Annotated in this window: 25 protein-coding genes; 13 read left to right on the top strand and 12 right to left on the bottom strand. The window is 42.0% G+C overall.

Annotation, left to right across the window (positions count from 1 at the left end; genetic code table 11):
• Window positions 1-280: 280 nt before the first annotated feature.
• From rpmB to MSG38_RS21445, 5 genes are all read left to right on the top strand, one after another.
• The gene (rpmB, locus tag MSG38_RS21425) at window positions 281-517 is read left to right on the top strand and encodes a 50S ribosomal protein L28 (RefSeq protein ID WP_004728407.1); all 237 of its coding nucleotides are present in this window, start codon (window positions 281-283) and stop codon (window positions 515-517) included.
• Between the two features lie 13 nt (window positions 518-530).
• Complete coding sequence (gene rpmG / locus MSG38_RS21430) at window positions 531-698, top strand: 50S ribosomal protein L33 (RefSeq protein ID WP_002535344.1); 168 nt, start codon at window positions 531-533, stop codon at window positions 696-698.
• Between the two features lie 204 nt (window positions 699-902).
• On the top strand, window positions 903-1,427 hold the full coding sequence (locus MSG38_RS21435) for a hypothetical protein (protein ID WP_050652114.1): 525 nt from the start codon (window positions 903-905) through the stop codon (window positions 1,425-1,427).
• Window positions 1,428-1,429: 2 nt separating this feature from the next.
• Window positions 1,430-2,239 (top strand): bifunctional DNA-formamidopyrimidine glycosylase/DNA-(apurinic or apyrimidinic site) lyase, encoded by an 810-nt coding sequence (gene mutM / locus MSG38_RS21440; protein WP_050652093.1) that lies wholly within the window; start codon window positions 1,430-1,432, stop codon window positions 2,237-2,239.
• Window positions 2,240-2,330: 91 nt separating this feature from the next.
• On the top strand, window positions 2,331-3,335 hold the full coding sequence (locus MSG38_RS21445) for an NAD-dependent epimerase (RefSeq protein WP_248402548.1): 1,005 nt from the start codon (window positions 2,331-2,333) through the stop codon (window positions 3,333-3,335).
• A 53-nt stretch (window positions 3,336-3,388) separates the two neighbouring features.
• Here MSG38_RS21445 and MSG38_RS21450 read toward each other — a convergent pair whose 3' ends face one another.
• The 3 genes from MSG38_RS21450 to MSG38_RS21460 all read right to left on the bottom strand — a co-directional run bounded on the left by MSG38_RS21450 (window position 3,389) and on the right by MSG38_RS21460 (window position 6,001).
• On the bottom strand, window positions 3,389-4,144 hold the full coding sequence (locus tag MSG38_RS21450) for a glycosyltransferase family 25 protein (protein WP_248402549.1): 756 nt from the start codon (window positions 4,142-4,144) through the stop codon (window positions 3,389-3,391).
• 308 nt (window positions 4,145-4,452) lie between these two features.
• The gene (gene coaD / locus MSG38_RS21455; protein ID WP_248402550.1) at window positions 4,453-4,935 is read right to left on the bottom strand and encodes a pantetheine-phosphate adenylyltransferase; all 483 of its coding nucleotides are present in this window, start codon (window positions 4,933-4,935) and stop codon (window positions 4,453-4,455) included.
• A 1-nt stretch (window position 4,936) separates the two neighbouring features.
• Entirely contained in the window at window positions 4,937-6,001 is a 1,065-nt protein-coding gene (locus MSG38_RS21460) for a glycosyltransferase family 9 protein (protein ID WP_248402551.1), read from the bottom strand.
• A 96-nt stretch (window positions 6,002-6,097) separates the two neighbouring features.
• On the opposite strand from MSG38_RS21460, the gene MSG38_RS21465 reads away from it, so the two are divergent.
• Entirely contained in the window at window positions 6,098-6,811 is a 714-nt protein-coding gene (locus MSG38_RS21465; protein ID WP_248402552.1) for a 3-deoxy-D-manno-octulosonic acid kinase, read from the top strand.
• A 16-nt stretch (window positions 6,812-6,827) separates the two neighbouring features.
• On the opposite strand, the gene waaA is transcribed toward MSG38_RS21465, so the two are convergent.
• Window positions 6,828-8,090 carry a lipid IV(A) 3-deoxy-D-manno-octulosonic acid transferase gene (waaA, locus tag MSG38_RS21470; RefSeq protein ID WP_248402553.1) on the bottom strand — a complete coding sequence of 421 codons (1,263 nt, stop codon included), beginning with the start codon at window positions 8,088-8,090 and terminating at the stop codon, window positions 6,828-6,830.
• A gap of 132 nt (window positions 8,091-8,222) precedes the next feature.
• Between waaA and MSG38_RS21475 the strand changes: the two genes are divergently transcribed.
• The 5 genes from MSG38_RS21475 to MSG38_RS21495 are packed head-to-tail and all read left to right on the top strand — an operon-like array spanning window position 8,223 to window position 13,273.
• Window positions 8,223-9,254, top strand: coding sequence for a UDP-N-acetylglucosamine 2-epimerase (locus MSG38_RS21475; RefSeq protein WP_248402580.1), 1,032 nt, complete (start codon window positions 8,223-8,225; stop codon window positions 9,252-9,254).
• Window positions 9,255-9,263: 9 nt separating this feature from the next.
• Window positions 9,264-10,055, top strand: coding sequence for a glycosyltransferase family 2 protein (locus tag MSG38_RS21480; protein ID WP_010433802.1), 792 nt, complete (start codon window positions 9,264-9,266; stop codon window positions 10,053-10,055).
• Window positions 10,056-10,065: 10 nt separating this feature from the next.
• Window positions 10,066-11,145 carry a glycosyltransferase family 4 protein gene (locus MSG38_RS21485; RefSeq protein ID WP_248402554.1) on the top strand — a complete coding sequence of 360 codons (1,080 nt, stop codon included), beginning with the start codon at window positions 10,066-10,068 and terminating at the stop codon, window positions 11,143-11,145.
• Window positions 11,146-11,147: 2 nt separating this feature from the next.
• Window positions 11,148-12,197 (top strand): glycosyltransferase family 52, encoded by a 1,050-nt coding sequence (locus tag MSG38_RS21490; protein WP_248402581.1) that lies wholly within the window; start codon window positions 11,148-11,150, stop codon window positions 12,195-12,197.
• Window positions 12,194-13,273, top strand: a complete 1,080-nt coding sequence (locus MSG38_RS21495) for a glycosyltransferase (protein ID WP_248402555.1) — start codon at window positions 12,194-12,196, stop codon at window positions 13,271-13,273. Before MSG38_RS21490 ends, MSG38_RS21495 begins: the two co-directional genes overlap by 4 nt.
• A 65-nt stretch (window positions 13,274-13,338) precedes the next feature.
• Here the strand turns inward: MSG38_RS21495 and MSG38_RS21500 are convergent, their stop codons facing one another.
• From MSG38_RS21500 to rfaD, 4 genes are all read right to left on the bottom strand, one after another.
• Window positions 13,339-14,043 (bottom strand): glycosyltransferase, encoded by a 705-nt coding sequence (locus tag MSG38_RS21500; protein ID WP_248402556.1) that lies wholly within the window; start codon window positions 14,041-14,043, stop codon window positions 13,339-13,341.
• Window positions 14,030-15,343 carry an O-antigen ligase family protein gene (locus tag MSG38_RS21505; RefSeq protein ID WP_248402557.1) on the bottom strand — a complete coding sequence of 438 codons (1,314 nt, stop codon included), beginning with the start codon at window positions 15,341-15,343 and terminating at the stop codon, window positions 14,030-14,032. The genes MSG38_RS21500 and MSG38_RS21505 overlap by 14 nt, the downstream gene beginning before the upstream one ends.
• Window positions 15,344-15,420: 77 nt before the next feature.
• Window positions 15,421-16,374, bottom strand: coding sequence for a lauroyl-Kdo(2)-lipid IV(A) myristoyltransferase (gene lpxM, locus MSG38_RS21510; protein WP_248402558.1), 954 nt, complete (start codon window positions 16,372-16,374; stop codon window positions 15,421-15,423).
• A gap of 143 nt (window positions 16,375-16,517) precedes the next feature.
• Window positions 16,518-17,459, bottom strand: coding sequence for an ADP-glyceromanno-heptose 6-epimerase (gene rfaD / locus MSG38_RS21515; protein ID WP_248402559.1), 942 nt, complete (start codon window positions 17,457-17,459; stop codon window positions 16,518-16,520).
• A gap of 152 nt (window positions 17,460-17,611) precedes the next feature.
• Between rfaD and MSG38_RS21520 the strand changes: the two genes are divergently transcribed.
• The gene (locus MSG38_RS21520; protein WP_248402560.1) at window positions 17,612-18,775 is read left to right on the top strand and encodes a nucleotide sugar dehydrogenase; all 1,164 of its coding nucleotides are present in this window, start codon (window positions 17,612-17,614) and stop codon (window positions 18,773-18,775) included.
• Between the two features lie 124 nt (window positions 18,776-18,899).
• Entirely contained in the window at window positions 18,900-19,538 is a 639-nt protein-coding gene (locus tag MSG38_RS21525) for a TetR/AcrR family transcriptional regulator (RefSeq protein WP_248402561.1), read from the top strand.
• A gap of 191 nt (window positions 19,539-19,729) precedes the next feature.
• Here the strand turns inward: MSG38_RS21525 and MSG38_RS21530 are convergent, their stop codons facing one another.
• From MSG38_RS21530 to secB, 4 genes are all read right to left on the bottom strand, one after another.
• A complete protein-coding gene (locus MSG38_RS21530; RefSeq protein WP_248402562.1) occupies window positions 19,730-20,881 on the bottom strand; it encodes a peptidoglycan DD-metalloendopeptidase family protein in 1,152 nt (383 codons plus the stop codon).
• Window positions 20,882-21,114: 233 nt separating this feature from the next.
• On the bottom strand, window positions 21,115-21,936 hold the full coding sequence (cysE, locus tag MSG38_RS21535; RefSeq protein ID WP_009847961.1) for a serine O-acetyltransferase: 822 nt from the start codon (window positions 21,934-21,936) through the stop codon (window positions 21,115-21,117).
• 257 nt (window positions 21,937-22,193) lie between these two features.
• Window positions 22,194-23,258, bottom strand: a complete 1,065-nt coding sequence (gpsA, locus tag MSG38_RS21540) for an NAD(P)H-dependent glycerol-3-phosphate dehydrogenase (protein WP_248402563.1) — start codon at window positions 23,256-23,258, stop codon at window positions 22,194-22,196.
• Window positions 23,259-23,453: 195 nt separating this feature from the next.
• The gene (gene secB / locus MSG38_RS21545) at window positions 23,454-23,921 is read right to left on the bottom strand and encodes a protein-export chaperone SecB (RefSeq protein ID WP_009847959.1); all 468 of its coding nucleotides are present in this window, start codon (window positions 23,919-23,921) and stop codon (window positions 23,454-23,456) included.
• Window positions 23,922-24,035 lie beyond the last annotated feature (114 nt).

Below are 24,035 nucleotides of genomic sequence, written 5' to 3' on the forward strand. Positions count from 1 at the left end.
GGTTGTTAGTTGCGTTAAATCTGCTATTATTCCGCCCACATTTTTAGACCTAAAATCAGCTCTGATTACTCAAGCAAGCTGCGCTGCACAAAAAAAGATCACGAAATCCGTAAAAAGGATCTGTTCGGGTCTTGAGCAATGCGTGTCAAGTTAGTATAATGCGCGACCTTTGATAGCCTTGTATGGATTTTCCATAACGGTTTTTACCTTCTATTTTAATTGATAGAGAGGTTCGGCCACCAAGGTTGATATCGAGCTGAAACGATTGGAGAAGACATTCATGTCCCGAGTATGCCAAGTAACTGGTAAGCGTCCAGTAACGGGTAACAACCGTTCACACGCACGCAATGCTACTAAGCGCCGTTTTCTGCCGAACCTACAAACTCATCGTTTCTGGGTAGAGAGCGAAAAACGTTTTGTTAAACTACGTCTAACTGCTAAAGGCATGCGTATCATTGATAAGAAAGGCATCGATGCTGTTCTTGTTGATATCCGTGCACGTGGCGAAAACGTTTAAGAGGAATTAAGCAATGGCTAAAGGCATTCGTGAGAAAATTCGTCTAGTATCTTCTGCAGGTACTGGTCACTTCTACACAACTGATAAGAACAAGCGTAACATGCCAGGCAAATTTGAGATCAAAAAGTTTGATCCAGTAGTTCGCCAACACGTTATGTACAAAGAAGCTAAAATCAAGTAATTGATGCTTTTTTTGCTCTTCTTCAGTAGAAGAAAGAATTGAAAAACCCAGTTTAATCGCTGGGTTTTTTTATATCTAAAATTTGAGGAACTCAATTGTTCTTGCTTGATATAGCCTCTGATAGATAGAAATCTGTACAACATAGAAAGTATTGCCACTTTCACGATATACTGAATGTTCAATAGGTTAGATGAGCAGAATCAGATGAGATATCGTGGACGCCGGTGGAACAACATACTCATGTTCAGTGTGATCGCTTTTATTGGCGTGCTAAACCTTCCAACATTGATCAAAGCGTACCTTATCGAGCCTGAACCGCAGGTTGATAGCCCTTATCCTTATCTCCTGAATCCAAAAGCAGAGCTTCAAGCGTTACACTTTGCTAAGTGGTCCGTCATTCAACAAGATAATCAATGGGTTTACCAGTTTAAAGGTACGGACTTCCCTCAAGTCACCAATGCACAAGAGTTGTCACAACGTTGGAAAGAGCTTGTGGGCACGGAAGTCGACTCACAGACCTACACAGACCTTACGCCTCGGTTAAATACACCACACACCATCGAAGTATGGTATCAAGGCCAAGAAGAGCCCCAGCGTATTACCTATTATCAATTGCCTGAGTTCTGGTTGTTAAAAAACTGGAATGATCAGTGGTTGGCGGTGTCTATTGAAGAGAGCTACCTGTTTCCAAGCTTTAACGCTAACCACTCCTCTAAATCGGACGACTAACTATGCCTGAATTACCCGAAGTCGAAGTAAGCAGAATGGGGATCTCGCCTCATTTAGTCGGTGAGACCATTAAAACGCTTACCTTTCGCACGCCGAAGCTGCGTTGGGATATCCCTCAAGAGCTTAAGCAGTTAGAAGGGCAGGTGATTCGCTCTATCTCGCGTCGCGCAAAGTACCTATTGATTGAAACGGATATTGGCACTGCCATTGTTCACCTTGGTATGTCTGGCTCACTGCGCGTATTAGATGCTGACTTCCCAGCAGCCAAGCACGATCACGTGGATCTTAAACTCACTAACGGCAAGGTTCTGCGCTACAACGACCCTCGCCGCTTTGGCGCGTGGCTATGGTCGGCGCCTGATGAAATTCATTCTGTGTTACTGGGATCTGGTCCTGAGCCGCTCACTGACGACTTCAATGCCGACTACATAGCTGAGAAGGCAGAAAAACGTAAAGTCGCCGTTAAGCAATTCATTATGGACAACAAAGTGGTAGTGGGTGTCGGAAATATCTACGCCAACGAAGCGCTATTTGCTTCACGTATTAGCCCTTTGCGCCCTGCAAGTAAAGTGACAAAAGAAGAGTGGGCCTTGTTGACCAAAGAGATCAAACAAGTGCTCGCCACCGCCATTAAACAAGGCGGTACTACCTTAAAAGATTTCGCACAAGCAGATGGCAAGCCGGGGTATTTTGCCCAAGAACTTCAGGTTTATGGTAAAGCTGGTGAAAAGTGCCCTAATTGTGAAGCTCTGATTCAAGAGCTAAAAATAGGGCAGAGGAACACGTTTTATTGTGAAGAGTGCCAAGTATAAAAAAACTGAACTTATGTTCACTTTTTTACGCTAGTAGATAGGCAGGCTAGTAGCTACAATTACACTAATGATATGAATTGAGAATAGTAGAATGAAATATTTAGTAACTGGCGTTGCCGGGTTTATTGGCTCTGCAGTTTCAGAGCGACTATGTGCAGCAGGACATGAGGTTGTCGGTATTGATAACTTGAATGACTACTACGAAGTCTCTTTGAAACATGATCGTCTAAAGCGTATTGAGCATGAAAACCTAACCTTTATCGAGCTGGACCTTGCTGATAGAGAAGGCATGGCAACGCTGTTTGCTGAACAAAAATTTGACCGTGTTATTCATTTAGCGGCGCAAGCTGGCGTTCGTTATTCAATTGATAACCCGATGGCGTATGCCGATAGTAACCTTGTCGGTCACCTAGCTATTCTTGAAGGCTGTCGCCACAACAAGGTTGAACACCTGGTTTACGCTTCATCAAGCTCTGTTTATGGCTTGAACCAGAAAATGCCATTCCACACGGCAGACAGTGTTGACCACCCAATCTCATTGTACGCAGCGACGAAAAAGTCGAATGAGTTAATGGCACACACCTATTCTCATTTATACGATGTACCGACGACAGGCCTTCGTTTCTTTACCGTCTACGGCCCTTGGAGCCGTCCTGATATGGCGATGTTCAAGTTTGCGAACTTAATTGTAGCGGGCAAAGAGATCGACATTTACAACAATGGCGACATGATGCGCGACTTCACTTATATCGATGACATTGTTGAAGGTATTATTCGTGTGCAAGACCGAGTTCCAGCTAAACAGCCAGATTGGACAGTAGAGCAAGGCTCTCCAGCAACCAGTTCAGCACCATACAGAGTGTTTAATATCGGCCATGGTAGCCCAGTTAAATTAATGGACTACATCGAAGCATTAGAAGGCGCCCTAGGTATTGAAGCGAAAAAGAACTTCATGCCAATGCAGCCAGGTGATGTGTACGCGACTTACGCTGATACGGAAGATTTATTTGAAGCGGTTGGTTACAAGCCTCAAGTTAAGATCCAAGAAGGAGCAAAAGCTTTCGCGGATTGGTATAAAGCTTATTACTCGCTGTAGTAATTGATAAGCCTTGAATTAAAAATAGCGCTCAATGAGCGCTATTTTTTTCATCATTTTAATTTAGGACTGTATTCTTTGCTTAGGCTAAAAAAGTGAAAAATATTTGTAGCTAGATTAAGTACCATGCTTTTTACTTTGTTTAAAATTTTCATGATTGCTACGAAGTAATTTTTTTTACCTTTATGCTTACGGTTACCAATAATAGACGGTTGTTGGCTTCGCTGTAAGCCGGCTTGGCAGACACCGAACATCGGTTGTTTGTGAACCCATGTATTTCTCAAAAACACATCAACTGGGTATTTGAAAGTTGAACTATTTTCAATGAAAGCTTGCGCAGCATTTGGAGATATTGCGTAGCAAGCAGTTCCTTGAGGGACTTTTAAGTACTTTACAAGTTGTTGAGTATCGTACTTATCAACTGAGTAGAATAGTTTGTTTTTGCTGTCTTGCAGGCGAATGAAGCCACATTGCTCAATATGTTGTGTAGTAATATTTAAGGTGTTAAGAAATACGTCAGCGTTAAGAGCAATATGATCTTCGAATACTAGTATGGGTTCATTGAGTTCTACACATTTTTGCCAGATAAGATAATGACTTGCATAGCATCCGACTTCACCGGGAGCATGAGCCCTACCCATATTGTATAAAAATTTCTTGTCGTGAATTTTAGTTAGTAAACGATGTTCATCAGTACGCGCATCTACTCCTATAAAAAAATCAAAATCAACCTGAACGCTTTTGAGAGCGTTAGCTGTTGATATTTGTCGGCTATCATTGCCGTTTAAAGTAATGCAGTATGCTTTCATAAACTGTATGTATTTTTATATAGGGGCGATATGTTATCACTCACTTAGATTTATTGTAATGGTTGTTCTTTTTTCTAAGAGATTCTAGCTGTAGAAAGAGCAATTCACTCTAACGCTAGAGGAAAATGGATTCATTTCAATGAAGGACTACCACGAAGTAGCTTGATACATGACCTTATCAACGCCTTGATCTTGAATACGGAACCTTTGTTGATACCATAACTTTGTCCTGAGAAGTTTTTAAGGTTGGTATTACATCTACTACAACTTTTAGCGCTATGTTTGTTTTTTTGTGTAGGTAAAGAGAACTACTTCGCTGTTTTTATTGTGATTTCGTCTGATACTTTTTGTGGCACAAACTGACTAATATCCCCGCCGTGTATAGCGACTTCACGAACAATGGTTGAAGAGAGGAAGGCATATTCTTCTGAAGGGGTAAGGAACACGCTTTCAAGGCCGGGTAGGAGTTTTCGGTACATGCTCGTGAGACCGAACTCGTATTCAAAATCCATGGTTGTTCTTAGGCCACGTACCAATACGTTCGCTTTCTGTTGCTTCGCAAAATTGACCAGTAACCCAGAAAATCCCTCCACGGATACGTTAGGTAGGTGAGCCACTGCATCCCGCACCAGATCTACTCGCTCCTCTAACTCAAACATGGTTTTTTTACTTGGACTCGCTGCTACTCCAACAGTGATATGGTCAAACATGCTCGCGGCACGGACGATAATATCAAGGTGACCATTGGTGACCGGATCGAAAGTTCCTGGGTAGATAACGTGTGTGGTCATATTAGCTGTCCTTGCTTGGTGTTTTAATGGAGCTTAAGGCTCTATCGAGTTTCTGCTTTACCATGTCGAGTGTGATATCTTTCATCAAATCATCGCCCTTCGCACGGGTTCCCCATGGAAGATCTTCGACTGGTTTACCTTGCTGTGCTTCTACATGCTGTTGATAAACACTCACTACGATATCGAGATCGTTGTAAGGTCCTGTTCTACGAGGATCGCTGTGTGCGTACAAGCCGATGACCGGCGTTGACTGCGTAGTTGCCAAGTGGGCTGGGCCAGTATCAGGTGCCAATACCACAGTTGCATGTTTCAGTACGGCAGTCAGCTGCTTCAAGTTCGTTTTGCCAATCAAGTTAGTGACTGGCGACTGACATAATTTTTCGATGTCCTTACCAAGGTTTACTTCTCTTGGGGCAGGAGAGCCACAAAGCACCACTTGCATGCCTTGTTCGACAGCATAATCGGCAATAGCGGCGTACCGTTCTGTTAACCAATTACGTGAATCTTTACTAGCAGCAGGGGAGATAACCAGAGTCGGTTTGTTTGACATGGTGTTGATTGCGAGTTGCTCATCCTCTGATGTTAAAGGGATATCCCATTGAGGCTTATCGAAGGGGACACCAATGTAGCGAGCAAATTCCGCAAAGTTATCTAATACATGAAACTTGTCTGAAATAGGTAGATGGCGATTAGTAAAGAGTGACTGCATTTCACGAGTACGGTTTTTGCCAAATCCGACCTTACACTTCGCCTTTATTCCCCAGGAAAGCATGCTGGCTCTGAGTGCGGCTTGCATGTGTAGCAGTGCGTCAAATTTACGGTCAGACAGTTGGCGCCATAATTCACGCATTCCTTTGAAGCCTTGTTTCTTATCGAAAACAATTACCTCAATACCTGGCAAGTCGCCGATCAGCATGGCTTCAATTTTACCAGTTATCCAAGTGATTTTCGTTTCAGGCCACTGCTTCTGGATGGCTTGAACCACAGAAATAGCATGACAAACATCGCCAATCGCGGAGAGGCGAAGTATGCAAAGAGATTGAGGTGCAGTTGAGAACAGTGACATAAAGTGCCCGAAAAAAGTGAATAACATCAGGATTATGCAGATACTCGCATTAGTTGTAAAATAGCAATGACGAAAAGCGACCCAAAGGCCTCATAGATGGAAACGATTAGCACTAAGAACCAAACAATTTGGTATGACCCTGAACTTCTGGAGCAAGTGCCGGAGTGTGAGATGGTTCAGATCTTTGAGGCTGAATACTGGCAGCAACGTGAGGCTATTTCAGGGAGTGCACAGGGGCGTGGTACCACCTGGTTTATTCAGCTTGATGGAATACAGGCTGCATTGCGCCATTATCGCCGTGGCGGCTTGTTTGGGAAGTTAGTCGAAGACCAATATCGTTTCTCTGATTGGGAAAGCACGCGCTGTGCGATGGAGCTTAATGTTCTCAAGGCATTGGCAAACGCAGGTGTGAATGTACCTAGGCCTATTGCCGCTCGGGCGACGAAAAGTGGACTATTTTATCGTGCTGATCTGATGTCGGAACGGATTCCCAATGCGAAAGATTTGGTTGATGTCTTGGTTTCTGATCCAATAGATGCGGATGTTTATCGTCGAATTGGCCAAGAGGTACGCAAGATGCATGATGCTGGGGTTAATCATACCGATCTCAACATTCATAATATCTTACTTGATGACTCGCAAAGGGTGTGGATCATTGATTTTGACAAGTGTGGGCATCAAGCGGGTGATGACTGGAAAGAAGGCAACTTGAATCGCTTAAAGCGCTCGTTCCTAAAAGAAGTGAACAAGCGCCAGATTCAATGGCAAGAGTCGGATTGGGAGCCGTTGTTAAAAGGCTATCAAGACTAATTAAGTCAAATCGTTGTTAGCCAAGAATGTGCTGCAAGGTTTTATCCAATGCCCCTCGATTCTGATCAACCACTTGATAAGCCGCCAAGCCTTTGTCTTTACGTAATTTAGGTTGGGTGAACAGCTCTTTGAGTTGGCCTGCAATTTCATTGCTGTTTTGACAAATGGTGACAGTGTGAGCTTCAAGCAGTTTGTCGGTAATCTCGCTAAAATTAAAGTAACTAGGGCCATTCAGTAGAGGCAATTGCAGAGCTGCTGGCTCTAGCAGGTTATGACCTCCTACTTTATCTCCAACAAGGCTTCCTCCCATAAAACAGACATCAGCGCCACCGAGTAGTACCAACATTTCTCCCATCGTATCTGCTATATAGACTTCAACATCAGGCGTTATTGGTTGCTGACTCGTTCGAGTGATAGTGTTAAAGCCGTGCTCTTGAGCTAGCTCAGACACTTGGTTAAATCGCTCTGGGTGGCGAGGCACGATCATCAGTAGCGCACTAGGGTTGTCTTTAAGAAGTTGCCTATGGGCATCTAAAACAATTTCATCTTCACCTTGGTGAGTGCTCGCAGCAATCCAGACATCACGATGAAAGCCGACTTGCTCCCTCAAAGCTTTACCTTTTTCTACTTGTTCAGAAGAGACTTCAATATCAAACTTGATTGAGCCCGTCACATGCACTGATGCTTTATCTAATCCTAGCCTTACGAAGCGTTTTGCATCACTAGGATATTGGCAGAGTACTTGATAAAGGTTTTTCGCTAGAAGGTTAAAAACGGATTGGAATTTAGCATAGCGCTGGCACGAGCGCTCAGATAGGCGAGCGTTGAGTACTGATATAGGAATCCCAGCTTTCGCGACGCAGTGCAGTGTGTTCGGCCATAATTCCGTTTCCATGATTAGCATCTGTTTAGGCTGAACAGCTTTCAAGAAGCCTTGTACACACCAAGAAAAATCAATCGGCATGTAGCGGTGTTCGACTAAATCACCGAGTTTTTCTATCTGCTCTGCACCCGTACTGGTTGTCGTGGTAACGATGATGGCTTGATTTGGATCTCTCTGTTTCAATTGTTTAATGATAGGTATCGCAGCAATAGATTCACCTACTGACACGGCATGAATCCAGATAGGGCTTTTACCTTGAGTTTGCGGTGTAATACCGAAATGTTCTTTCCAGCGCTTACCGAAACTTGGTTTTCCGGGTTTGCTCTTATAAAGCCCATAGAGGAGTAGTGGAGAGGCCAATGACAATATAAGAGTGTATATAAGTCGTATAAGCATAAGAACAGTGACACCAGAGGGTAAATTCAGTAATCAGAAGAGTATTTTCTTCAATCTCGAAAGTAAAGAGCGTTATAATTAAATGCTTAGTTACACTTTCAAATGGAAATGGTGAACTCTATCTCATCGCTTATTCAAACCGATCAATCCTATCGTTTCTTGCTCTATGTCGAGCAAAACTACTCATTTGCTATTCTTCGCCCATTCTATGATTACGCGAAGCAACTCGGCCATGAGGTTAAGTGGTTGCTGGTTGGTGAAGACGCTTCTGAACATCTTTTAATGGATCAAGAGCAGAGCGTCTCTTTGACAGAAGCTGTTGCCTTTAATCCTTCGGCCGTTTTAGTGCCCGGTGATCGCGTTCCTGCATTTATTCCAGGGTTGAAGGTGCAAGTGTTTCACGGTTTGAACGAGAGCAAACGAGGGAACTTATATCCTGAGCGTGGTCTATTTGATTTGTATTGCACAGAAGGCCATGAAAGAACGAGTTCATTGGAACCACTAGCTAAACAGCGCGGCTATTTTCAAGTAAAAGAGACCGGATGGCTGAAGCTAGATAGCTTGTTTAATTATCAAGCTAGTGAGAACCGTCATGAGAGACCTCAAATTCTGTTCGCTTCCACTTTTTCGCCAAGCTTATCGTGTGCAGAGTTGGTTTATGAAGAGCTTAAGCGCCTCAGTCAACTGAGTCAGTGGCAATGGTTAGTGACTCTTCATCCGAAAATGAAGCAAGAGACACGGACGAAATATCAGGCATTGGAAGGGGATAACCTTCTGTTTTTCGATAATGACCGAGTGATTGAAATGCAACATCGTGCTGATGTTATGGTGTGTGACAACTCATCGATATTTCAGGAGTTTTTGTTGCTCAATAAGCCTGTTGTCACGGTCAATAATCGTAACCCTCAAGCAAGCTTTATTAGCATTACTCAAGCCGAGCAATTAGAGTCAGCAATTAAGCAAGCATTGCTACCTGATGAAGAAAGAGATAACGCTATCGCTCATTACGGCCCGTCAATAACACCATATTTAGATGGGCAATCCTCAGCGAGAGTTCTGAGTGCTATTACTGATGTGCTAGAAAGCGGCTGGCAAGATAACAAGCCAAAAAATTGGATTCGTAACTTTAAAATCCGTAAATCATTAAACTATTGGAAATTCTAGGGCTGAATAATGAGAAAACATACCCTGTCTGTCATTGTTATTACCAAGAATGAAGAAGACCGAATTGAAACTTGCCTTAAATCTGTTGTTGATATTGCCGATGAACTGATTGTTTTAGACAGTGGCTCAACAGATGCAACCGTTGAAATATGCCAAAAATATACAGATAACGTAACAATCACAGATTGGCCTGGCTTTGGTAAGCAAAAACAGCGAGCGCTAGATAAAGCGACATGTGATTGGGTGCTATCAATTGATGCTGACGAAGCTCTCGATAAAGAGATGAGCGACGCTCTTGTTGAACTATTAAAACAAGATCAAATCAAACACACTGCGTACAAACTGCCTTGGGGAGTGACTCTTTATGGCACGACTCTAAAACATGGCCGCAGTGCTCGTGCAGTATTAAGACTGTTTAAGAGAGAAGGCTCTCGATATACGTTAGACGAGGTTCACGAGACCGTCGTTCCTGAGCAAGGCTCTACAGGAGTACTGAAGGGGTTTCTTCTTCATTACACCCATCGCGATTATGGTCATGGTTTAGACAAAGCAGCGCAGTACGCTTGGCTTGGATCGCAAAAGTACCATCGCAAAGGTAAGAAATCACACGGCTTATTTTTAGCTTTATTACGTGCAATATGGACGTTCTTCCTTGTGTATATCATTCGCCGTGGCTTTATGGATGGCAGTGTCGGCTTCATTATGGCGATGACTTACGCTCAAGTGAATTTCAATAAATATGTCGGTTTGTGGATTCTTGAAAACCGCTCAGATGACCGCTCAAACGACCAAGCCAAATAGGAACCGAGAGATGAAGATTTTAGTTTGTGCATCTTACTTACATGCATGGAATAGTTTGCGTCCAGAAGCTGCGATTTTTATAGAGCTTGCGCGTCAAGGTCACCAAGTCACTATCATGACCCAAGGTGAGTCTGAGCATGTATCAAAGCTAGAAGAGTGCGGTATTCGAGTCGTTGATGGTTACCCAAAGCGTAAAGTTTGTTTTGACACCATTAAAAAGATTCGCCACGAGCTGAAAACGCATGATTACGACATCTGCTATGCTTTCAACTCAAAAACGATACCTAATGCCGCGTTTGCGTGTATTGGTTTTGACGTTAAGTTAGTTGTTTATCGAGGCACCACTGGTGGATTGTATCGACATGACCCTAGTGCTTACCTAACTCAGCTTCACCCTCGAGTAGATGGCATTGTGTGTGTGTCTGAAGCGGTGCGACAAGACGTTGTGAAGCGCGTTTGGAAGAACAAAGGTAACGTTGTTACCATATACAAAGGGCATGAATTGGATTGGTACAAGGTGCCGCCAACCGAGCGCTCTGAGTTTGGTTTGAATGAAGATGATGTAGTCGCGATTACTGCAGCACATGTAAGGCCAAGTAAAGGCATCTCAGTTTTACTTGAGGCGACTAAATACATTAGTGCGCCCAATTTCCATTTAATCTTAGCGGGCAGTGGCTATGAGCCTCACTTTGATGAGATGAAAGCGAGCCCTATGAGTGAGCGAATTCACTACATTGGTCATCGTACTGACATCCCTTCGATCATGTGTATGGCAGACTTTCAAGTTCAACCATCGATCAGCGGAGAAGGGCTACCGCGTACAATTGTTGAAGCCATGGCGAATGGCACAACCTCAGTAGTTACAACTACCGGTGGCGCTCCTGAACTCGTTGTAGATGGTGAGACTGGTTATATTGTCCCGACTGGTGACGCCAAAGCGTTAGGTGAGGCTATGGACAAGCTCGCACAAGATAAGGCCAAGTGCACAACAATGAGTGAAGCAGCTAAGAAGCGCCTAGATGAAAGCTTTAGTTCACGAGTGACAGTGAAGAAGCATTTGGAATTTTTTGATAGATTGTTGAGTAAATAGTGATGAACCTGTATTTGTGTTCTACATTACGACACTTTCTATTTGCTTTATTGAAATCATTAAATGAGATAGAGCAGAAAAGTAGAATCATAGTTGTTACGGATCAACAGGGACTTGATCCTGAAAGCTTCGATTTGTCTATCTTACCCAGTACCATTACCGTGACGTTTATTGGGAGAAAAAAACTTCTTAAAGAAATATATAGTGGTGGTATGGGACTTATTCATAAATGCTTTGCTGTTGCTAATTATCAAAATGATTTTTTTAAAAAGAGAACCGCTAATAAGCTTTATGAAAGTGAAATATTAAGTGAGCCATTCACAAGCGAAAATACTCGTTTGTTTTTATTTAATGATCGTAACCGCCTTTCAAGGCTAATACGTTTAGCTTTCCCCTTTTATGAAGTTATAGAAGACGGGTTGTCGAATTATACAGGCACTGAGCTAAGTTTCACTGACCGTTTTTTTTGTAATAAAAAAGGTCGACGTTATATTGGAGATGATAGACGCTGTAAATTTATTCATTTACTAACCCCTGAATTGGCTCCTAGTAAAATTGCAAGCAAAGTACAACGTATAGACTTCATCGATCCTAATAACGTCAACACATTCTTGTATTCAATTTTTAAGTTGGATCATTCAAACGTAGTGATCCCTGATGTAATCATTGCAACTCAACCTATTTCTATCTCTGGTATGAACGAGTCAGGAAAGGATATAGACATTTATCGTAAGATGGCGGAGTACCTTGAAGATCAAAACTGTACATATGCTTTTAAAGTACACCCTAGAGAAAATGAAGATAAGTATAAAAATGCATTTCCATCTTCAAAGTTTATAAAAAGTAAAGTCCCATTGGAGTTGCTAGTGTTTGGTTCTACAAGCTCACCAATAGTCCTATCGGTGTACTCTAGTGCTGGTATGGGATTTGAAGGTTTTTGCCATAGAATAACTTTAATAACGGATAATGAAGCTGAGATGCAGGCTGAGATTTATAATCAATGGAAAGAAAGTTTTTTAGACTTAAATAAACGCTTAGAGGCAATGTTTTGATAAAAAAGATGGTTTTTGTAATATCAGCTTTGCGAGGCGGTGGAGCTGAGAAGTTTGTGCTTAACCTTTATAAGGCAATGGAAAAATATCAAGGTTATGAGTGCCATATTGTCGCTATAGAAAAAGCCGTTGAACATGACATTACAGGGTACAGAGTACACTTCGTTAGTGATTTTTGTAACGTATCTAAAAAAGGGTTAAGACGCCTTTCATATAAGAAAAATGTGGCAAAATCCATAGATACATATATTACTAAGGAAATCTCAAAAGATGCATTGGTACTGAGTAATATGTTACTTGCTGACAAAATAATGTCTGAAAGTGCATTGCGAGTACATCACGTAATTCATAGTTCATACCATTCGGCGTTTTTACTCGGGAAGGGTTGGCTTAAGACAAAACAAATAAAAAGAAAAATAAACGCTACTTATAGAAATCACGCTTTGATTTTTGTGTCTGAAGCTTCAAAGTATGAATACGAATCATCATTTGAGTCTAAATTTTCAAATACTGTTATTTATAACCCAACAGAGTTAGCAGAGCTTAAAAATTTAGCTGATGAACCTGTTGATGTGGATAGTTTAGGTGACTATTTTGTTCACATTGGACGATTCAATCGAGCTAAGCGACATGACCGCTTGATTGATGCATTCTCAAAAATGACTAACACATCAGTCAAGCTTGTCTTACTTGGAAATGGTGGCCTGTTAGAGAAAGCTCAGCAACAAGTTAAAGCTCTAGGTATTGAAAAGCGTGTTATTTTTAACGGTTTTTTAGCGAACCCATACCCTTATTTAAAGCATTCTAAAGGCTTAGTGTTAACCTCTGATTTCGAGGGGCTACCTACGGTATTGATAGAAGCGATAGCCCTTGAAAAACCAATACTTACTACGAATTGCTCGGGTGGTATCTATGAAATTGTTGGTGATAATCAATCCGTAATTTCTACAGAAAGTGACTTACCCATACATATGGAAAAAATTCTAGCTAACGAGCAATGTTATACTGTTCCATTTGATAATAAATTTTCGGCTAAGTGTATAGCTGATGCTTACCATCAGCTAAACACACCCTAAAATCGGTGACTTGTAAATTGTATTTCTTTCTTGGAGTAAGGGGCTTAATACCCCTTTCATTTATCTTATCTAAATTTGTTTTTTAGTTTGAATAGATATTTTTGGCGAGTATATAGCTTTCCCCAGAACCCTTTATGTTTAGATTTTAAGAAAATGATACCTTTACTACTTTTCCAAGAATGCTGATACCAATGGGTCATGTAGCGGGGTATATTTTCGTTTATATCTAATAGTTTCTTTCCATCATATGCATAAAAATAAGCTTGTTCATACAATCGACATGGTTCTAATTCTTGGAAACCATCGTGAGTTAACTTGTAGGATAAAACCTTAGGTCCCATGTATAGTGAAGATGACATTATTTCGTTTTCATAGAAATGAACAAGCTTCGCCAATATTTTTGAGTTTTTATTGGCGTAAATTATTGCATTTCCTAGAAATTTATCACTTTCCCACCCAGCAGAAAAAGACAAATCATCAAATAGTGGGAAGGGATCTTTGGTAATTGTTACGTCTGTATCTAAATAGAGACCACCTTCCAAAGACAATATTTTTAGGCGCAAGTAATCGGTGACGAAAGCATAGAGTTTTCTCTTATAGCATTCTCGAGCAAAATCACAGCCATTTATCAAGTCGATTATTACAGGGTTATCATCTAACCAAAGTTTATAAGTAAATCCCTGTTTTTCCCAATCATCTATACATGCATTAGAGAAACTATTCGGAGTTCCTCCCAGCCAGATTGCGTGAATTGTTTTATTTTGCTTCATTTTCAATGTCACCTTTGAATTTGTAACTATATAGTATCCCGAGAGTTAGTGTATGAATCAAAACGCCACTTTTTACAAAAATATATGACTCAAAAAGGTTTATAACGCCCAAAAATGAGTACAGGCAAACAGCAAGAATTAGTACTTCCTTATCGCCACTATTTTTCACAACACTGAAAACATAAAAATATAAATAGCCTATCAATACTATACCAAGTAAACCATAGGACGCTACTATCTCCATGTAGCTACTATGAAGGTGTTTAAAGTTTTTCTTTTTATATATTTTCTTGTGGTCGGAATGTTCTAATATATATTTGTTTGCATTATTTCCTAGACCAAAAGTTGGGTTGTATAGGGATTGTTTAACAGTATCTATCCAGAAATGAAAGCGGTAGCCTACAGGGGTATAAGGTATATTATCCGAGACATGGTCTAATTTTTTAACTATGTTTTCTCTTAAACTGAAATGTTCGATTAGTTCTGGTTCCGGGTTAAATTCTGCTGATTTCTTAGTTAAAGGTAACTTAGGTTTAGCTGTTATAGGTCGTAACTTTTCATTGTTAACTTCAACATTATGTTCATATTTTTTTTGAAAAACTTCAGCTTCGGAGCTTACTCGGGGCATGGAGGAGTAAATAAAGCTACCAATTGTTAACACAGTAATTGAAACAGTAAAAGCTAAGTTCTTTTTACTATTTTTACCGCTGTAATAGATTAAAATTGAAAATGGTATTACTAATGCGACATAAGCTGAACGAGACTGAGTTCCCATCAGTAGAAAGATGACTATTGCTGAAAGTATCAGTAATAATGTCATATACTTTATGTTGGACGCTAACTTTGAAGTCATATATGTAACTATGACTAAAGACGTAGCAAGAAGTGCTGCTGAATGGTTTGCATTCATGAAATGGTAATCAGTTCTCAAACCACTAATGACCTTTATGAAATCGGCATGAATGTTCTTTGAGTGTAGTAAACACGTAAGTATAGTACCGATAACAAAAGCAAGCATCGTGGCATTTATTTTCTTTTGATTACCTTTGAGCCATAGTGCAACTGTAAAAAATATAAATAGGTAACCCAACCAAGTAAGTGACAGCTCATTGGGATAATTAGGGTCTAATCGGTATAAGTTATACCAACTGATCGTTTGTAAAAAAATTGATAACAAGAAAATCTGTACTACGCGGCACTTTAAAATATTGACCTTGTGTAGGTATAAAGCACCTAAAGTACCTAGATATAGTAGAGTTTGAAAGACATCACCAAGATAACGATAAGATGTCTTAAACATGAAATATCCCAAAATACTTATAAGCATAATCAGGCTAAGCAAATTGTTGTTTTTTTGTGATAAATTCAAGGTGATCATTACTTATAAGGGTTGGTATGGGTTTCAGGGCGAGTCTTAAGTAACCTTAAGATCCACATATATTGTTCAGGATTCTTACTCACATAGTCTTCAATGCATTGATTCATCATACGTGCATCTAGCTCTTCACTTCCTGTCGGGAATGGTAGGGCAGGGTAAAAATCCAACGTGTATTGACCAGTATTACTATCATATTGAGCAAACAAAGGTACTATTTTAGCTTTACTTAGTTTTGATAGGCGACCAAGACCTGAGATAGTTGCTTTTTGAGTCGCAAAAAAGTCAACGAAGACACTGTGCTCACGGCCAAGATCTTCATCAGGGAGGTAGTAACCAAGGTACCCATCACGTACTGACTTGATGAAAGGTTTGATACCACCACTGCGATCATAAACACGACCGCCGTATTGCACGCGCTGTCGGTGCATTAGCCAGTCACTGAGTTTGTTTTTTTGTGCTTTCGCCATCGCAGACACAGGTAAATTGCGTGAAGCTAATAATACCGCTGGGATATCAATAGCCCATGTGTGTGGCACCAGTAAGATCACATTCTCGCCATTGTCTGTAATATCGGTTAGGTTGCTCAGGCCGTTTATCGAAGTGTTATTCTCTAGCCAAGTTTTGTTCTTTAGTGTTAAAGAAGCAAACCCCATCAAAAACGATATAGATGTAACGTATGACTGATAGAGAGTTTCTTCGCGCTGTTCTATAGATTGCTCGGGAAAGCACATCTCCAGGTTTACGCGAGCTCGGCGGTTAGCCTTATTCTTGATTTTTACAGCTTGCTTAGCCATAAACTTAGCCAGTGCTAAACGAATGCTATTAGGTAAGAAGCAGACTAGAGACGATAACAGAACAGCAATCCAAGTGCCCCAGTATTTAGGCGCTAGAAATCCCCAATCAAATTCAGGATTGTAAGCTTTTGGATCAAAATCATTACGTTGTGTGGTCATTCGTTCACTACATTTTTAAAATCAGAGGGTTAACTTTATATCGGTCACTCGGGGAATGATTATGTTTACTAGACTGTCCGATAATGCACCCCACAAATAGGGTGCACTATTATAAGTCTTAATCTTAAATATAAAGCTTACAGTTACGCGTTTACGAGCTTCATGTATTCAGCAACGCCATCTGCCACTGTTCTAAACTCGATGCCGCAACCTGTATTGCGAAGCTTAGTTAAGTCAGCTTGAGTGAACTCTTGGTAAGCGCCTTTCAAATGCTCAGGGAAAGGAATCGTTTCGATTTCGCCTTTACCATGGTGCTTGATGACTGCTTTTGCGACCTCTTCAAAAGACTCTGCGTTACCTGTACCTAGGTTGAAAATACCTGAAACACCGTTTTCTAGGAACCATAGGTTTACTGCTGCTACATCACCAACATATACAAAATCACGCTTGAAGGTTTCACTACCTGCGAACAACTTAGGGTTTTCACCGGCGTTCATTTGGTTGTTTAGGTGAAATGCTACCGATGCCATACTGCCTTTGTGTTGCTCACGTGGACCATAAACATTGAAGTAACGAAAGCCAACGATTTGTGGAAGCGTTTCGTTATGCGCTGCAGCATCCGCAGTTAGGCGTCGAACATAGTTATCAAACTGTTGTTTTGAATAGCCGTATACGTTCAATGCGCCTTCGTATTCTCTCTCCTCAATGAAAGTATCTGTTTCGCCATAAGTGGCAGCAGAAGAGGCATATAGGAAGGGAATTTCACGCTCCACACAGTAATGAAGTAGCTCTTTTGAGTACTCATAGTTGTTGAGCATCATGTATTTGCCATCCCACTCAGTGGTAGCAGAGCATGCACCTTCATGGAAAACAGCTTCAATATGACCGAAATCATCACCAGCCATTACTTGAGTTAGAAAATCATCACGATCCATGTAATCCGTGATGTCTAGGTCTACAAGGTTCTTAAATTTCTTACCATCTTTTAAGTTGTCGACGACTAGAATATCGTTGTGGCCCGCTTCATTGAGCGCCTTAACAATATTGCTGCCAATCATGCCAGCACCACCAGTTACGATAATCATAATTTTCTAACTCTTTTGAATACAAAACTGTCACGAGTATAGCAAGGAATGGATAAAGCGGGCTAGTGGAATAATTCCCGAACCAGAGTATGATACGGTAAGCTAAGTTATAAATTATGTTGAGTTAATTACTCAAAACTATAGGTATTATCATGAAGATTGCAGTAGCCGGTACTGGGTATGTAGGTCTATCAAACGCAATGCTGTTAGCACAACATCATGAAGTAGTTGCGGTAGATATCATCGATGAAAAAGTGACAATGCTGAATAATAAGCAGTCGCCGATTGTAGATAATGAGATTGAGCACTTTCTATCAAATAAGGTGCTGAATTTCAGGGCGACAACAGATAAAGCGGCTTACCAAGATGCTGAGTTTGTCATCATTGCTACTCCAACTGATTATGATCCAAAAAATAATTATTTTGATACCAGCTCTGTCGAATCGGTCATTAAAGACGTCATGGATATCAATCCCAAGGCCGTCATGGTGATCAAATCAACGATACCTGTTGGTTATACTGAACGCGTTAAGCAAGAGCTGAACTGCGAAAATGTTATGTTCTCACCTGAGTTTTTACGCGAAGGCAAAGCCCTGTACGATAATCTACACCCATCACGTATTATCGTTGGTGAGTGTTCTGAACGCGCTAAAGTGTTTGCGAATCTTCTTGTTGAAGGTGCAGAAAAAGAGAATATCGACGTGCTATTTACCAACTCTACGGAAGCGGAAGCGGTAAAACTTTTCTCAAATACCTACCTAGCGATGCGCGTTTCTTATTTCAATGAGCTCGATTCTTACGCCGAAGCGCATGGTTTGGATTCTCGTCAGATCATTGAAGGTGTGGTTTTAGACCCTCGTATTGGTAATCACTATAACAACCCTTCATTTGGTTACGGTGGTTACTGCCTGCCGAAGGACACCAAGCAGCTGTTAGCTAACTATCAAGATGTACCAAACAACATTGTGGGGGCAATTGTCGATGCTAACCGCACTCGTAAGGACTTCATTGCGGATTCAATTATTAAGCGTTCACCTAAAATTGTAGGTATTTATCGTTTGATCATGAAGGCCGGTTCGGACAACTTCCGTGCTTCTTCAATTCAAGGCATCATGAAGCGCTTAAAAGCCAAAGGTATCGAAGTAGTCGTGTTCGAACCGGTGCTAGAAGAAGAGCACTTCTTTAACTCGAAGGTTTATTCTGATCTCGAAGAGTTCAAAGCTGTATCGGATGTGATTGTATCCAACAGAATGGTCGATGAAATATCAGACGTTGCAGATAAGGTATACACACGAGATCTGTTTGGCTGTGATTGATTACAGCGTGATTGATAGAAGGTTAGTTTTAGCGCTTGCTAATTCGACCAGATGTTAACAGCTCGATCTATCCGTTTAGTGGCGATATACTGAGTCACTAAACGGATAGGGATACTAATTACTAATGAAAACACGTGACAAGATTGTTTACGCTGCACTAGAGCTTTTTAATGAGCACGGCGAGCGCAGTATTACGACCAATCATATTGCTGAACATATTGAGATTAGCCCTGGCAACCTCTACTACCACTTCCGCAACAAACAAGAAATTGTCCGTGATATCTTTACGCTCTATTCGACAGAATTACTTGAAAGATTCACACCGATTCAAGGACAGCAAGAAAGCCTCACGCTACTAAAGATCTACTTAGATTCTATCTTCACGTTGATGTGGAAGTACCGATTCTTCTATGCGAACCTACCTGAAATATTGTCACGTGATGAAAAACTCCACCTTGATTACATGGCCGTTCAAGAAAAGCTGCAAACGAATCTTGTGGATATTATGAGAGCCTTCGTTGAGTTGAACTTGCTCAAAGCAACGGATACGGAAATGAAGTCGATGGTCACTTCTCTTCACTTGATCGCATCAGGTTGGTTGGCTTATCAATCTGCGATGTCTCCAAAAGCTCAAATCACAGAGCAAGTCGTTCACCAAGGAATGCTGCAGATGATTGCGACCGTTAAACCGATTGCAACAGCTCAAGGTTTTGAACAGCTGACACTGTTGGAAGATGGTGTAAGGGCGTTGAACTCTAAGTAGAAAGGTGCGAGTAAGCGAGATACGGGTAACGAAGATCGGGAAAGAGCAGATTCGAGTCACGGGATATGAGTAAACGAAAAGCAGGGTAGAGCGACGACGAGGCTAGCGTTTTTCGTGTCACGTTTTACTCTAACCTTGTATCGGCTTTTAAGCTCTTCGCATCTCGATTACTCGAATCCCGTATCTGCTCTTTATCGAACCAACCAACTCTTCGGATTCTGAGCTTGGCTGTTTCTGCGAATCTCAAAGTACAGTGATGGGCGAGTTTGGCCGCCAGTGTCACCGGCAAGCGCGATGGCTTCGCCCGCTTTAACCTTGTCACCTTCTTTCTTTAAAAGTGCTTGGTTAAAGCCGTAGAGCGTCATATCACCTTTACCGTGGTCAAGTAGTACCACTAAGCCATAACCTCGTAAGTACTCGGCAAATACCACTGTGCCTGAGTAAACCGACTTTACCTGCTGCCCGTATTTGGCATTGATCACCATGCCTTTCCAGTTAACTTGACCCGTTTGGCTTGAACCATAGCTATGCAGAACTTTGTCTTTGATTGGCCAAGGCAGTTTGCCTTTACGTTTGGCTAACCCATCCATAGGAACGGCATTACGTCTCTCGCGAGCCGCTTTCTCTGCTTTCGCTATTTCAGCTTTGAGGCGAGTTTCATTTCGCTGAAGCTCCGCCAAGTAATTCTTATCACCCGAGATGTTTTTCTTGATGCTGCCAACGGTTTTCTTACGCTGCGTTTGAGTCTTAGATAGCTTGTCGCGCTTGGTGGTTTGCTGTTTTAACAATGTTGCTATCTGTTCTTGCTCGAGTTGACGCTGTTTGTGGCTTTCTTCTAATTCAAGTTGCGTCTGTTCAATCGTTTTGATTGTTGCAGAGCGCGCTTTGGCAAGGTGTTGGTAGTAGTGACTGATGCGATCTTCTTCCACACCTGTGTTGAGGATGTGAGAAGACGCTTTAGCTCGACTTGTCATGTAGTAAGTCTGAATCAGTTGCTCTAACTTATCGGTATGGATTTTTTTCTGTGCTGTGAGTGCTTTAATCTTGGTGTCTAAGTTAGCAATATTAGCATTAGCGGTATTGAGTTGCTTTTTACTGTCTAGAATCGCCTTTTCAAGCGAAACAATGGATAGCTCTTGTTTCTTGAGGTTTGCTTGCAAGCTATCGAGTTTTTTCTGCTGTGAGGAAAGGTTTTTTTGTTGGCGAGATATTTCGCTCGATACGCCTTTCAGTTCTCCCTGAGAGGCGGCAAATGACGATGTAGATAACAGAGCAGCGCAAAGGCTGGCAGATATCAGAAGAGTCCGGCTAATAGCTCGAATTTGTTTCATCATTATCGTCATTTAGTTGTATTCATCTGCTCTTAATTTTTAGAATTTTGCTGAATCGAATTCCGAACCTGCTTTTAAGCTTTTCGTATCTCGGTTACTTGAATTCCGCACCTGCTTTTAAGCTCTTCGTATCTCGGTTACTCGCATCCGCATCTGCTTTTAAGCTTTTCGTATCTCGGTTACTCGCATCCCGAATCTGCTTTTAAGCTCTTCGTATCTCGGTTACTCGAATCCCGTATCTGCTCTTAAATCCCATCACCATGGATGAAGTTCTGAGAGCGACCATTGAACCCTTGGTCCATATCTAAAGATGGCTTGTCGGTTTTAGGTTTTCCGACAATTTTTGCAGGCACGCCAGCGACTGTTGTATGAGGTGGTACGGCTTGCAGAACCACAGAGCAAGAGCCAATCTTCGCGCCTTCACCCACTTCAATGTTGCCGAGTATTTTAGCGCCGGCACCAATCATTACGCCTTCGCGGATCTTAGGGTGACGATCGCCGCCTTCTTTACCTGTACCCCCAAGGGTCACGTCTTGAAGGATAGATACATCATTCTCCACTACGGCTGTTTCACCAATCACAATGCCTGTAGCGTGGTCGAGCATGATAGCTTTACCGATACGAGCTGCAGGGTGAATATCCACTTGGCAAGCAACCGAAATTTGGTTTTGTAGGTAAGTGGCCAGCGCAATACGACCTTGCTTCCACAACCAGTTAGCCACTCGGTAACCTTGAAGGGCGTGGTAGCCTTTCAGATAAAGCAGAGGCATCGAGTACATCTCGACCGCAGGATCTCGATTTACCGTCGCGCAAATATCACAAGCTGCCGCATCAATAATCGATTGGTCCTGTTTAAATGCTTGTTCAACCACTTCACGTACTGCCATTGCTGGCATTGAAGCCGTCTTTAGCTTGTTTGCTAGGATGTAGCTAAGTGCTGCGCCTAAACTTTCATGGTTGATGATCGTGGCATGGTAAAAACTCGCTAGCATAGGTTCCTGCTCCGACTGCTGTCGAGCTTCCTTCACAATGCATTGCCAAACTTTTTGTTGTTCACAGTGTTTCATTTTACCATCCATTCATTTAAACCAGATACGCGTAGCGAGATAAGAGATTCGAAGAGCTATAAGAGCAGATGCGAGTAACCGAGATACGAAGAACGAGATGTAAAGAACACAGTAGATTAGCGAGATGCGGATAACGAAAAGCAGCCTTCTTTAAGCGGTCAATCTGCTCTTACTCTCTTCGCATCTCGTTTACCCGAATCTTGTATCTGCTTTTACTCTTTTCGCATCTCGATTACTCGAATCCCGTATCTGCTCTTCTATCTTTCTGATTTCTTGTCTCGAGCAAGTAGATCTTGTGCTGCTAAGTGTGCATCTTTCCCTTGATACAACACTTGATAAATTTGTTCAACAATTGGCATCTCAACGCCCATGCGCTCTGATAATAACCAAACTTCTTTGGTGTTGCGATAACCTTCAACGACTTGGCCAATTTCTTCTTGTGCAGTATCTACATCTTTGCCTGCGCCAAGTGCCAAACCAAAGCGACGGTTGCGTGATTGGTTATCAGTACAGGTTAGTACTAGGTCGCCTAATCCAGCCATGCCCATGAAGGTTTCTGGCTGGGCACCAAGCGCTGCGCCCAAGCGACTCATCTCAGCCAAGCCGCGAGTGATGAGAGCGGTACGTGCATTAGCACCAAAGCCAATACCATCCGACATGCCTGCGCCAATTGCGATAACATTCTTCACTGCGCCGCCAAGCTGCATACCAATGAAATCTGAGTTTGCGTACACGCGGAATGTTTTACCGCAGTGAATTTTCTCTTGAAGCTCTTCTAGGAAAACTTCATCAGGTGAAGCTACAGAGATAGCCGTTGGCATGCCCATCGCTAACTCTTTGGCGAAGGTTGGTCCTGATAGAACCGCTAACGAGTAACCATCACCAATCACATCGTGCGCGACATCTTTTAGCAGGCGGCCGGTTTCTGGCTCTAGGCCTTTGGTCGCCCAACAGATGCGAGAGTCTGAGGCTAAGTAAGGTTTAACGCTGTTAAGCACGACGCCGAACACGTGGCTCGGGACGACAAGCAAAAGGTCTCGGCTTGAAGTCACTGCTTTTTCTAAGTCAGATTCAATGATCAGACTTTCTGGGAATTCTATATTTGGTAGAAACTCATTGTTCGCACGCTCTGATTCAAGGCGATTCATATGAACAGGATCATGTCCCCAAAGAACAACATTGGCACCGTTACGCGCTAGAGATATCGCTAAAGATGTCCCATAAGAACCTGCGCCAATCACTGTCATGGCGATCTCTTTTCCGTAAGCGCTGTCTTTACCGTAAGCGTCTGCCGTATTAGTCGGGCGAGTTGTTTCTGTCATGCTTCCACCTAAAAATAATGAGGGAAATCGAAGAGTTCTTGAGATGTTTCTAAATTAAGAAGAAAAAGCTCTCTATCAAAATACAGTGTAAATAAAAAATGCACATCGCAGAAGCAGCGATGTGCATTTAAAAGCTAAGCTTCTTATAACATAAACTATTTAAGCGTTCGCTAGAGTTAAGTTCTACTGTGAGACTTAAGCCTGCTCGCCTTCAGCTTGTTGTGCTTGGTTTTGTAGGTAGTTCATGAACAAAGCATCAAAGTTTACAGGTGCTAGGTTCAGTTGTGGGAACGTACCTTTAACCACTAGGCTAGAGATCGTTTCACGAGCGTATGGGAACAGGATGTTCGGGCAGAATGCGCCTAGGCAATGAGCCAGTTGACCAGCTTCCATTTCACTTGCAGAGAAGATACCGCCTTGTTGAACTTCACAAAGGAATGCTGTGTCTTCGGCATTCTTAACGGTAACAGTTAGACGTAGGATTACTTCGTAAACGCCTTCGCCAAGTTCACGGCTTTGAGTGTCTAGGTCCAGTTTTACATCTGGGTTCCACTCTTTTTGAAACATGTCTGGAGAGTTTGGCGCTTCGAAAGATACGTCTTTTAGGAAGATACGTTGGATTGCGAAGTTTTGTTGTGCGTCTTGTTGTGCTGCTTCAGCCATTTTCTTGTCCTTAAAAATTTAAATTAGGTTTTGTTCGTTATATCAGCCGAACAAAAACCTTAAAGTCATATTCGTGTAATCAGGTCAGCTTGCTGCTTGTCGTTAACGGGTATT

Origin of the sequence: Vibrio sp. 1CM24A (genome assembly GCF_023161725.1) — a bacterium.
GTDB lineage: Bacteria > Pseudomonadota > Gammaproteobacteria > Enterobacterales > Vibrionaceae > Vibrio > Vibrio coralliirubri.

What these genes read in the sequence shown, in the direction of transcription:
- MSG38_RS21450 (WP_248402549.1), bottom strand. Translation starts at nt 4,144, where the DNA reads ATGAAAGCATACTGCATTACTTTAAACGGCAATGATAGCCGACAAATA.
- secB (WP_009847959.1), bottom strand. Translation starts at nt 23,921, where the DNA reads ATGGCTGAAGCAGCACAACAAGACGCACAACAAAACTTCGCAATCCAA.
- mutM (WP_050652093.1), top strand. Translation starts at nt 1,430, where the DNA reads ATGCCTGAATTACCCGAAGTCGAAGTAAGCAGAATGGGGATCTCGCCT.
- MSG38_RS21500 (WP_248402556.1), bottom strand. Translation starts at nt 14,043, where the DNA reads ATGAAGCAAAATAAAACAATTCACGCAATCTGGCTGGGAGGAACTCCG.
- waaA (WP_248402553.1), bottom strand. Translation starts at nt 8,090, where the DNA reads ATGCTTATACGACTTATATACACTCTTATATTGTCATTGGCCTCTCCA.
- MSG38_RS21465 (WP_248402552.1), top strand. Translation starts at nt 6,098, where the DNA reads ATGGAAACGATTAGCACTAAGAACCAAACAATTTGGTATGACCCTGAA.
- rpmG (WP_002535344.1), top strand. Translation starts at nt 531, where the DNA reads ATGGCTAAAGGCATTCGTGAGAAAATTCGTCTAGTATCTTCTGCAGGT.
- rfaD (WP_248402559.1), bottom strand. Translation starts at nt 17,459, where the DNA reads ATGATTATCGTAACTGGTGGTGCTGGCATGATTGGCAGCAATATTGTT.
- MSG38_RS21530 (WP_248402562.1), bottom strand. Translation starts at nt 20,881, where the DNA reads ATGACGATAATGATGAAACAAATTCGAGCTATTAGCCGGACTCTTCTG.
- lpxM (WP_248402558.1), bottom strand. Translation starts at nt 16,374, where the DNA reads ATGACCACACAACGTAATGATTTTGATCCAAAAGCTTACAATCCTGAA.
- MSG38_RS21490 (WP_248402581.1), top strand. Translation starts at nt 11,148, where the DNA reads ATGAACCTGTATTTGTGTTCTACATTACGACACTTTCTATTTGCTTTA.
- MSG38_RS21445 (WP_248402548.1), top strand. Translation starts at nt 2,331, where the DNA reads ATGAAATATTTAGTAACTGGCGTTGCCGGGTTTATTGGCTCTGCAGTT.
- cysE (WP_009847961.1), bottom strand. Translation starts at nt 21,936, where the DNA reads ATGAAACACTGTGAACAACAAAAAGTTTGGCAATGCATTGTGAAGGAA.
- MSG38_RS21435 (WP_050652114.1), top strand. Translation starts at nt 903, where the DNA reads ATGAGATATCGTGGACGCCGGTGGAACAACATACTCATGTTCAGTGTG.
- MSG38_RS21485 (WP_248402554.1), top strand. Translation starts at nt 10,066, where the DNA reads ATGAAGATTTTAGTTTGTGCATCTTACTTACATGCATGGAATAGTTTG.
- MSG38_RS21480 (WP_010433802.1), top strand. Translation starts at nt 9,264, where the DNA reads ATGAGAAAACATACCCTGTCTGTCATTGTTATTACCAAGAATGAAGAA.
- MSG38_RS21460 (WP_248402551.1), bottom strand. Translation starts at nt 6,001, where the DNA reads ATGTCACTGTTCTCAACTGCACCTCAATCTCTTTGCATACTTCGCCTC.
- MSG38_RS21520 (WP_248402560.1), top strand. Translation starts at nt 17,612, where the DNA reads ATGAAGATTGCAGTAGCCGGTACTGGGTATGTAGGTCTATCAAACGCA.
- gpsA (WP_248402563.1), bottom strand. Translation starts at nt 23,258, where the DNA reads ATGACAGAAACAACTCGCCCGACTAATACGGCAGACGCTTACGGTAAA.
- coaD (WP_248402550.1), bottom strand. Translation starts at nt 4,935, where the DNA reads ATGACCACACACGTTATCTACCCAGGAACTTTCGATCCGGTCACCAAT.
- rpmB (WP_004728407.1), top strand. Translation starts at nt 281, where the DNA reads ATGTCCCGAGTATGCCAAGTAACTGGTAAGCGTCCAGTAACGGGTAAC.
- MSG38_RS21505 (WP_248402557.1), bottom strand. Translation starts at nt 15,343, where the DNA reads ATGTTTAAGACATCTTATCGTTATCTTGGTGATGTCTTTCAAACTCTA.
- MSG38_RS21525 (WP_248402561.1), top strand. Translation starts at nt 18,900, where the DNA reads ATGAAAACACGTGACAAGATTGTTTACGCTGCACTAGAGCTTTTTAAT.